We start from the raw sequence: 10,345 nt of genomic DNA, 5'->3' as shown, positions 1-10,345 counted from the left end.
AGTACAAAACGCCCGATGCGGTGCATCGGGCGTTTGTGCAGCAATAAATACTGTCAACCTATTTTAGGACTGGACAATCAATTAAGCCAAATCAATACGCCATCAATACGTATTGAGCGCCTTGGCGAACTTCACGATCCACAGACGGCTTGGACGCTCGCGGTCGTCGCCGCGCGCCACGCGGATGGTGTTGGCCGCGTTGCAGCCGGCCGCGCTGCTCGTGACGATGGCGCCGTTGGCGTCGACCGTGCACTTGGTCACGTCGGCGTCCGCCACTTCCGCGCCGTTCGCGTCAAAGACCTTGGTTTTCAGGCCGAAGTCATTGTCGTTGGCCAGCGCGATGGTGGACTCGTCGATCAGGGTCAGGCCTTCGGCCTTTTCCGCCGCCCAGCCGATGGCGTTCAAGTCCAGCAGCAGCGTTTTCTTCAGCGGCGTGACGGCGGCCCAGTCGGCGCCATTGACGGGGGCGCCGCCCATGCTGCTTTTCTCCAGGTCGGAGGTCGTCGCGTTGTAGGCGGCGGCCGCGATATCGGTGGCGCCCTTCAGTTCGACCAGCATCAGTTTATTGAATACCTTGCCCGATGGCGCGGCGCCCTGCTCGATGACGAGGAACTTGCCGCCGCCCAGCGCCACCATGTCGCCCAGCTTGGCGTTGCCCGTGCGGCCATCCTGGTAGTCGGCCGCGTTGAGCGGATACGCATACATCTTGCCGCTGGTGCCCGTCACCGGGTCGAATTCGATCCAGCGCGTGAAGCGGGCGAAGCGCTCGACCTGTTCATTCTTCTTCGTCACCGTGTACGGCGCGCTGCCGTCGGACAAGGGGCTTTGCAGGAAGGCGTACAGCTTGTCGTTGCTGGTGTCGAGGGTCATGCCTTCCATGCCGCGGTTCGCGCGGCGCTTGGCGAACAGCGCCGGCAAGCCCTTGCCCGGCTCGTACTTGGCCTGGATGATACCGGTGGCGGCATCGATCCTGACGATGAAGGGGCCGTATTCGTCCGAGACCCACAGCGCATTGCGCTTGGCATCGACGACGATGGCTTCCGAATCGAGGCCGCCCGCGTTGAAGACGGCCTTGCCGGCGGCGTCGAACTTCATCGCATCCATGACGGGAATCTCGGCCGAATTGCCGACCGCGCCCACGGGCACGGGCAAGCCCGAGCTGTTGACGGTGGCCGACACCTTGATCGGCGTGCTCGACGCCAGCACGGCGCCGTTCTTGCCGACCGTGATCACGCCGAACGACGGGGTAAAGCTGGGCGACGGGAAGATCTTGCTGCCGATGGTGCCCTTGCCCGAAGGGTCGGGCACCAGCGGGCCGTCGCCGTTCGGGCCGCGGTCCGTCAAGCCATAGAATTCCAGGTCGCCCGCCGCATTCTTGCCCTTGTAGGCCAGGCCCGAGCCGTACGACGGCAAAAAGCCGTTCGGGAATTCGCCCTTGATTTTGGCGTTGGCGCCTTCGTACGGCACGTAGAATTTGTCGGCCGCCTGGATCTGGTAGCGCGTCACGGTGACTTTTACTTCGCCCACAGGATTGGCTTGCGTCAGCGCCTCGTTGACGGGCGCGCCCGCTTTCGAAGCGAGAGTATCCTCGAAATGCTCGCGCACGAGGGCGCGGCGCTCGGCATCGACCGTGCGGCCGGCGAATTTGCCGCCCACCGATGCCAGGTGCGCGGCCAGGGCCGTGTTGAAGACGGCCGGGGCGGCGGCAAAGTCCAGGGTCTTGCCGGCCAGCGCGGCCTTCACTTCGGCCGTGAGCTTGATGCCGTTCGACGGATCGCTGTCCTCGTCGAGCAGTTGCAGCGCCAGCAGGCGGTTGACGACCTTGTCGTCCGCCACGTTCGTGCTGGCGGCCAGCGCCAGCGGCGTGACGACGGCGCCGCACGGCGCCGAACCGAGGGCCAGGCCGCCGACGCTGAAGGTCACCGTGTCGCCCGGGTTGCAAATGAATTCGCCCTTGGCGTTGGTGCTGGCCTTGGCGGCGCCGCCGGCCACGTAATCGAGTCCTTCCACCGCGCCGTCGAGGAACACGCCCGTCTGCGCCACGGGCTTGGAAGGCTCTGCCGGCGGATTATCGCTGCCGCCGCAGGCGGCCAGGGCCAGGCCGGCGGCGATGGCCAGCAGGGTCAGTTTCGGGGTCGACGTTACAGCAGTGTTCATGCATTCCTCGGCTAGGGTGGGATTGAAGCCGTGGAGAGTAACTGTTCAACGTGACAAGCCCATGACAGCCGTCACGCCAGTGGCGTATCCGCAACAGGCCCGCCGATGCCGCCGAAGCGTCCATCGGCCTGGCGCCGGAATTGCTTGGGCGTCACGCCTTTTACCTGTAAAAAGCGGCGGTTGAAATTGGCCACGTTCTGGAAACCCACGTCGTAGCAGACGTTCGACACGTACTGGTCGGTATCCATCAGCAGCTGGCAAGCCTTGTTGATGCGCAGCCGGCTGATGAAATCGGTAAAACTGTTGCCCGTCGCCTTGCGGAAGAAGCGCGAGAACTTACTCAGCGACATGCCCACCTGCTCGGCCAGCATTTCGGCCGAAATCGGCTCGCGGTAATTGTCCGTGATGTAATTGAGGACGGCATTGACCTTGGCCAGGGTGGCGTCATCGTCGTACGAGCGCAGCGAGGCACTTGACAGCAGGCGGTAATTGGCCGTGCGCGCCAGCTTGCTCATTAATTGGACGAATTCGGCGAAGCGCTCAGCGCCATGCGTGGCGCGGATGCGCGCCAGGTGCCGCTCGGCCTCGTGGCCCATGTCGAAAAACTCCACGCCATAGCTGGAGCGCTCGAGCAGGGGCAGCAGCTCGCGCAGTTCGGGAATGACGCGCGCGGCGCCCGCCAGCGGCGCATGGGCGAACTGCACGATCATGTCGCGCAGGGCCACGCCGCCGTCCGGCATCACGCTGGAAATCCAGTTGTGCGGCAGGCGCGGGCCCGTCAGCACCAGGTGGCCGGGCGAGAATTCGCCGATGTAGTCGCCCACGAACAGGCGCCCGCTGGTGGCGACGATCAGGTGCAGCTCATACTCTTCATGGCAGTGCCAGCGCACGCGCGAGCTGGGGTAGCCGTGTTCCAGGTAATTGATGATGCCGTCGTAGCTTTCGCGTTCCAGCTCGGGCGCCTTGCGCTCGCCGTCCTTGTGCCATAGGTGTTCCATGCTCGTCTCTCTCAGGCTGTTGCAGGCCTTTTCCAGCCAATGTACTCCAATTGCCGTCATTCTCCAAAGCGGCCCAGCGCCTGCTGGCGAAACTCCTTCGGCGTCATGCCCTTCAATTCCAGGAAGCGCCGGTTGAAATTGGCGACATTGTTAAAACCCGCCTCGTAGCAGATATTGCTGACGTAGCGCTGCGTTTCCATCAGCAGCTGGCACGCCTTGTTGATGCGCAGGCGGTTGACGAAGTCCGTGAAGCTGTTCCCCGTGGCGTGGCGGAAGAAGCGCGAGAACGTCCGCTCGGGCATGTCCACCTGCTCGGCCAGCTGTTTCAGCGAGAACTGGCTGCTGTAATTGTGCACGATAAAGTTGATGGCCGAACTGATGCGCGCCAAAGCCACGTCATCGTCGCTCGACTGCATGGGCACCGTCGACAGCAATTGGTAGTCGCTGGTCTGCGCCAGCTCGCCCAGCAACGTCAGGAATTCGATGAAGCGCGGCAGGCCATTGCTGTCGCGGATGCGGCGGAAGCGCCGCAGCGACTGCGCGCTGACGCCAAAGAATTCCACGCCGTGCAGGGCGCGCTGCAGCAGCGGAAAAATCCCCTTCAGTTCGGGGATGGCGGCCGCCATCGAGGCCAGCGGCGCATGCGAGAACTGGATCACCATGTCGCGCAGGGCCACGCCCTCGGGCGGCGTATCGAGCGAGACCCAGTTATGCGGCACGCGCGGCCCCGTCAGCACCAGGTGGCCGGGCGCAAACTGGCCGATGTAGTCGCCGACAAAGACCTTGCCGCTCGTTCCGACGATCAGGTGCAGCTCGTACTCGTCGTGATAATGCCAGCGCACCAGCGCATTCGGAAAGCCGTGCTCCAGGTAGCGGATGAAGCCGAAACTGCCTTTCGGCTCGAAGCCGGGCGTGGCGTCGCGCTGCTGTTCCAGTTCCTGCTCCACCTGCGGATATCCGGCCTTGCGTGGCATGGCGCGCCCTCCCCGTCAGGCGACGATCTGTTCCAGCGCCGCGCGCGCGCCCAGGCCATACAGGCTGGCCAGCGACTGCCCCACCGCCTGCGTGAACGCGGGTGTGTCGGACAGGTCGCCGAACAGCTCGCGCAAGGACAGCAGCGGCGCGGCGTCCGTGCCGCCCTGCAGCGCCAGCGCGCGCAGGCGCGCCGCGTACGGATCGCTCAAGGGCATCTCGCGCCCCGCTTCGTCATGGCCTTCCAGGTAGCGGAACCAGCACGCCACCGTAAAGGCCAGCAGCGCAATGGCGCCGCCCTGCGCCAGCGCCTCGCGCACGGACGGCAGCACGAATTTCGGGATGCGCGCCGAACCTTCCGTGCCGATGCGCGCCAGCTGGTCGCGCACGGCCGGATTCGAAAAGCGCTCGATCAGCGTCTCTTTATACTGCGCCAGATCGATGCCTGCCACTGCGCCCAGCAGGGGCGTCACCTCGTCATCCATCATGCGCCGCACCAGCAGGCGGACGCCCGCATCGCCCATCGCTTCATGCGCATACGTGTAGCCGAGCTGCATGCCAATGTAGCACAGGGCCTGGTGGCTGGCATTGAGCAAGCGCAGCTTCATCTTTTCATACGGCAGCACGTCGTGCGTCATCTGCGCACCCGCCTGTTCCCAGGCCGGGCGTCCCAGCGGGAATTCATCCTCGATGACCCACTGGCGGAACGGCTCGCACACGACGGGCCATGCGTCGATAATGCCAAAACGTTCGCGCACGAGCGTCCGGTGTTCGTCCGTGGTGGCCGGCGTGATGCGGTCGACCATGCTGTTGGGGAAGCTGCCATGCGTGGCCAGCCAGCGCGCCAGTTCCAGGTCGCGCAGGGCGACAAATGCCAGCAGCATCTTGCGCGTCACGTCGCCGTTGTTTTGCAGGTTATCGCAGGACATGATGGTAAACGGCGCCAGGCCGCGCTGGCGGCGCAGGGCCAGGGCGGCGGCCAGGTAGCCGAACGAGCAGCGCGGCGCCCCGGGGTGCGCCAGATCATGCACGATGTCGGCATGATCCGCATCAAACTCGCCCGTGCCCTGGTTCACGTAGTAGCCGCCTTCCGTGATGGTCAGCGCGACGATGCGCGTACCGGGATCGGCCAGCTTTTCCAGCACGGCTTGCGGCTCGGCGGGCGCATACAGGTAGTCGCCGATGCAGCCGATGATGCGCGCCGTGTCGCCTGCCGCGCTGCGCTCGACCACCGTATATAAACCGTCCTGCGCCCGCATGGCGTCGCGCATGGCCGCATCAATCGCCAGCAAGCCCACGCCGCAGTATCCCCATTCTGCGTTGCCTGGCAAGGCCAGCAAGTCGTCGAGGTACACGGCCTGGTGGGCGCGAAAAAAACCGCCCACGCCGATATGCACGATGCCGGGCACGAGCGCCTCGCGCGCATACGCGGGCACGGCCACGTTCCCTGGCAGCTTGCCCAGGTTCGATTGCTTCAATGCGATGGCGGCCATTACAGCGCTCCTTTCGCCGCCGCACAGGTCTTGCCGGCGCGGTCGAAATAGTGCACGAAGCCCGGCTCGAACGTCAGCTGCGTCTGCTGGCCCGGCTGCAGCCTGCTGCGCTCGGCGTCGCGCGACACCAGCTGCACATTGTTCGCCAGGCGCACATAGGTCAGGGTTTCCACGCCCAGCGACTCCACCAGTTCGACGGTGACGGGCACGCTGCCCGGCTGCGCCGCGCCCAGGTGCACGTGTTCGGGGCGGATGCCGACAAAGCCGTCCGCCTGCGCCGCGCTGCCCGCCTGCGCCAGCAGCTGCGGCGCCGCGTCGGCAGGCACCACGTTCATGCTGGGCGTGCCGATGAATTGCGCCACAAAACGGTTGGCGGGATGGTCATACAGCTCCAGGGGCGAGCCATGCTGCTCGATCTGCCCGTCGCGCAGCACCACCACCCTGTCGGCCAGGGTCATCGCTTCGACCTGGTCGTGCGTGACATAGATGGTGGTGGCGCCCAGTTCGCGGTGCAGCTTGGCGATCTCGATGCGCGTCTGCACGCGCAGGGCCGCATCGAGGTTCGACAGCGGTTCGTCGAACAAAAACACTTTCGGGTCGCGCACGATGGCGCGGCCGATGGCCACGCGCTGGCGCTGGCCGCCCGACAATTCCTTCGGCGTGCGTTCCAGGTAACGCCCCAGGTCGAGGATGGCGGCCGCCTTGTCGACTTTTTCGCGGATGATGGCCGCATCGACGCCGGCCAGCTTCAGCGCGAACGACATGTTCTGGAATACCGTCATGTGCGGGTACAGCGCATACGACTGGAACACCATCGCCAGGTCGCGCTTCGATGACGGCAGATTCGTGATGTCGCGCCCGTCGAGCGACAGCTTGCCGCCGTCGATCGGCTCCAGGCCCGCGATCAGGCGCAGCAGGGTTGATTTTCCGCAACCCGACGGCCCCACGAAGACGACGAATTCGCCCTGCCGGATGTCCAGGTCGATGCCCTTGATGGCGCGGTGCTCGCCAAAGAATTTCTCGATATTGCTCAGTTGAAGGTAAGCCATGATGTCATCCAATAGTGTTTACTTAACAGCGCCGAAGGTCATACCCTGGACCAGTTGTTTCTGGCAGAACCAGCCCAGCGCCATGATCGGCGCGATGGCCATCAGCGAAGCGGCCGACAATTTGGCCCAGAACAGTCCTTCCGGGCTCGAATACGAGGCGATGAGCCAGGCCAGGGTGCCCGCGTTGGAGGCGCCCAGGTTCAGCGACCAGAACGACTCGTTCCACGACCACACCATGCAAACGAGCGCCGTGGAAGCGATGCCGCCCACGGACAGGGGCAGCACGACGTGGCGGAATTCGTCCCACACGGTGGCGCCGTCCATGCGCGAGGCCTCGAGGATTTCGCGCGGCAGCTCCTTCATGCTCGTGTACAGCAGCCAGATCATGATGGGCAGATTCATCAGCATGAACATGATGGTCAGGCCGATGCGCGTATCGAGCAGGCCGAAGTACTGGTAGCAGATATAGATCGGCATCAGGGCGCCCACGCCGGGCATGTAGCGCGAGCTGAGCATGAATTTCAGCAAGCCGATGGTGCCGCCCGTGGGAAAGAAGGCCATCGAATAGGCGGCCGGGATGGCGATCAGCAGGCCAATCGCGGTGGAGACCACGCTGGTGAACAGCGAGTTCCACGCGTAGCCGAAGTAATTGTCGCGCGCCAGCACTTCACGGAAGCTGTCCAGGGTGGGCGTGAAGAACAGCAGCGGCGGCGTGGCGATGGCTTGCCCTTCCGTCTTGAAGGCCATCAGGCCCAGCCAGAAGATGGGAAAGAACAGCAGCAGCGCGCACAGCCAGGCGGCGGCCGCGCGGCTATATAAATGAAGTTTGCTATGCATCAAGGTCTCCTTATTTCGACAGATTCTTGCCGATGACGCGCATCAGGAAGAAGGCGGCGATGTTGGCGATGAGCACGGCGAACAGGGCGCCGGCCGAGGCCGCTCCCACGTCATACGACAGCAGTGCCTGCTGATAGATCATGAAGGTGATGGTGGTCGTGTCGAAGCCGGGACCGCCGCCCGTGGTGGTAAAGATTTCCGCAAAGATCGACAGCAAAAAGATCATCTCGATCATCAGCACCACGGAGACGGCGCGCCCCAGGTGGGGAATGTAGAGGTAGCGCAACTGCTGCAGATAGGTGGCGCCATCCATGCGCGCCGCTTCCAGCTGTTCGCGGTCCATCGATTGCAGCGCCGTCATGAAGATCAGGCAGGCAAACGGCAGCCATTGCCACGACACCATCATGATGATGGAAAACAGGGGATGGGCCGACAGCCAGTCGACGGGCGTGGCGCCAAAGAAGATGCTGATCTGCGCAAACAGACCGTAGATCGGGTTGAGCAGCATATTTTTCCACATCAGGGCATTGACGGCCGGCATGACGAGAAACGGCGAAATCAAGAGCACGCGCACGATGGCGCGCCCCGGGAACGCTTCGTTGATCAGCAAGCCCAGCGCCGTACCCAGCACCACCGTGACCAGCATGACGGAAAACAGCAGGGTGAACGTGTTCTGCAAGGCCGGCAGGAACGAGGCATCGGTAAAGAAAAAGTGGAAATTGGCCAGGCCATGGAAAGGATGGCCGCTCGGATCGAGCATGGAATAGCGCACGAACGCGTAATACAGCGTGATCAGCAGCGGGATCACGGAAATGACGGAGACGGCGACCACGGCCGGCGTCAGCAAAGTCCGGGGGATAAAGCGTTTCATAGGGTTCTCTTGAGACGTGAGGTGAGTGATCTAGCGCAATAGCGAGGCCAGTCATGTCACCTGTGTTACAAACCAAACGGCACAACAAAGATGCCTGACAAAACCGTAGCGAGCGGCAGTGATTTGTGGCCGAGAAGCGCAACCGTACTGGAGTACGGTGAGCATCGCCGGCCGCAAAGCGCGACGCGCAGCAGGTTTGGTCAGGCTATCCTCCTACTTGTAATACCCGCCCTTGCGCATCTCGCGTTCCGCCGTCTGCTGCGACAACTCCAGCGCCTGCTCGACCGTCACCTTGCCCAGCAGCGCTGCCGCCATCTGCTGGCCGGCCGCCACGCCGATCACCTGGAATTCGGGAATCGAGGCGAATTGCACGCCCACGTAGGGCGACGGCGGCAAGGTGCTTTGCACGGCGCGCGTGGTGGCCAGGGCCTTGCCTTCGGCGGCGGCAAATTTCGCCACTTTCTGGAAGTCGGGGCTGGCATACGTGGACTTGCGCGTGCCTGTCGGCACGTTGGCCCAGCTCGTTTCCTTGGCAACCAGTTTCACGTAATCGGGCGAGGTGGCCCAGTTGATGAAGCGCTGCGCCTCGTTCGGATGCTTCGAGCTCGACGGAATCGCGAGCGACCAGATCCACAACCAGTTGGCGCCCCGCTCCGTCACGCCCACGGGCGACTGGGCGAACGCCACCTTGTCGGCCACCTTGCTTTGCTTCGGATCGGTGATGAAGGAGGCGGCGATCGTCGCGTCGATCCAGATGCCGCACTTGCCCTGGTTGAACAGCGCGAGGTTTTCATTGAAGCTGTTGGCGGCCGCGCCCGGCGGGCCGTATTTCTTCATCAGCTCGACATACATGGTGACCGCGTCCTTCCACGGCTTGCTGGTAAATTGCGGCTTCCATTGCATGTCGAACAGCTGGCCGCCATAGGAATTGGCCATGGTGGTGATCAGGGCCATGTTGTCGCCCCAGCCCGGCTTGCCGCGCAGGCAGATGCCGTACACGCCGTTGGCCGGATCGTGCAGCTTGGCCGCCACGTCGCGCAGCTGGTTCCAGCTGGGGCGGTCTTCGAGCGTCACGCCCGCCTTTTTGACCAGGTCGCTGCGGTACATGATCATCGAGCTTTCGCCATAGAACGGCGACGCGTACAGCTTGCCGTCGCCGGACAGGCCCTCGCGGATGGCCGGCAGCAGGTCGTCGATATCGTATTTGGCGTCCGGCTTGATGGGGATCAACCAGTTCTTCTTGCCCCAGATGGGCGTTTCATACAGGCCGATGGTCATCACGTCGAACTGGCCGCCCTTGGTGGCGATATCGGTGGTCATGCGCTGGCGCAAGACGCCCTCTTCCAGGGTCACCCACTTGAGCTTGATGTCGGTATTGGCTTGCTCGAAGAACTTGCCGAGCTTTTGCATTTCGATCATGTGGCCGTTATTGACGGTGGCGATGACGAGGTCGGTTGCGGCAAAGGCGGACGCGCTGAGGCAGAGCGCGCCGGCGCACAGCGCGGCAATGGCGGTACGTTTCATTGTGTGTCTCCAGTGTTTTTTGTCGTTGGCAATGCCGCTTGTTGGCACCACGACCACAATGTAGCACCGGGCTTTGATACTTTCTGATACTCCAAAACCGCAATTCAATACTCTTTTGCAGCCCCGCTATGCACCAGAGTATCGACATTGAGTAAAAACAACACTTTGAAAGAAAGTATCGCTACTTGTTCGATTTGTATCAGGCTGGTTAAAAAAGCGCTGCTAGACTTGGTTTTCGGCATTAGACCGTGCGCGGTGGCCGCCTCGTTGGGGCGCCGCCGCTACCACCTACATTTTTCTGGAGACCGCATGAATCGCACTGCATTGAAACCCTTGGCTGCCCTGCTCCTGGCCATCGCCAGCGCTGCCGCCGCAGCCGGCCCCATGTACCCTGGCGACGCGGAAGGCTTCCACGGCTACCTGCGCGCCGGCGCCGGCAGCACC

General features: G+C 63.3%; 8 protein-coding genes. All 8 read right to left on the bottom strand.

The genetic code is table 11. The features are described from left to right. Positions 1-102: 102 nt before the first annotated feature. The gene (locus AC07VI_RS29135) at positions 103-2,157 is read right to left on the bottom strand and encodes an esterase-like activity of phytase family protein (RefSeq protein WP_086148405.1); all 2,055 of its coding nucleotides are present in this window, start codon (positions 2,155-2,157) and stop codon (positions 103-105) included. A gap of 71 nt (positions 2,158-2,228) precedes the next feature. Then, positions 2,229-3,155 carry a helix-turn-helix domain-containing protein gene (locus AC07VI_RS29130; protein ID WP_216356424.1) on the bottom strand — a complete coding sequence of 309 codons (927 nt, stop codon included), beginning with the start codon at positions 3,153-3,155 and terminating at the stop codon, positions 2,229-2,231. 56 nt (positions 3,156-3,211) lie between these two features. Next, positions 3,212-4,129, bottom strand: coding sequence for a helix-turn-helix domain-containing protein (locus AC07VI_RS29125; RefSeq protein WP_086148403.1), 918 nt, complete (start codon positions 4,127-4,129; stop codon positions 3,212-3,214). A gap of 15 nt (positions 4,130-4,144) precedes the next feature. Then, complete coding sequence (locus AC07VI_RS29120) at positions 4,145-5,620, bottom strand: mannitol dehydrogenase family protein (protein WP_492993318.1); 1,476 nt, start codon at positions 5,618-5,620, stop codon at positions 4,145-4,147. Continuing rightward, a complete protein-coding gene (locus tag AC07VI_RS29115) occupies positions 5,620-6,669 on the bottom strand; it encodes an ABC transporter ATP-binding protein (protein WP_086148406.1) in 1,050 nt (349 codons plus the stop codon). The genes AC07VI_RS29120 and AC07VI_RS29115 overlap by 1 nt, the downstream gene beginning before the upstream one ends. 18 nt (positions 6,670-6,687) lie before the next feature. After that, positions 6,688-7,506, bottom strand: a complete 819-nt coding sequence (locus AC07VI_RS29110) for a carbohydrate ABC transporter permease (RefSeq protein WP_086148401.1) — start codon at positions 7,504-7,506, stop codon at positions 6,688-6,690. 10 nt (positions 7,507-7,516) lie between these two features. Next, positions 7,517-8,377, bottom strand: coding sequence for a carbohydrate ABC transporter permease (locus AC07VI_RS29105; RefSeq protein ID WP_086148400.1), 861 nt, complete (start codon positions 8,375-8,377; stop codon positions 7,517-7,519). A gap of 213 nt (positions 8,378-8,590) precedes the next feature. Next, positions 8,591-9,901, bottom strand: coding sequence for an ABC transporter substrate-binding protein (locus AC07VI_RS29100; protein WP_492993315.1), 1,311 nt, complete (start codon positions 9,899-9,901; stop codon positions 8,591-8,593). Between the last annotated feature and the right edge of the window lie 444 nt (positions 9,902-10,345).

The organism is Janthinobacterium sp. GW821-FHT03A03 (assembly GCF_059421435.1).
This window is presented reverse-complemented; position numbering and strand designations above follow the sequence as displayed.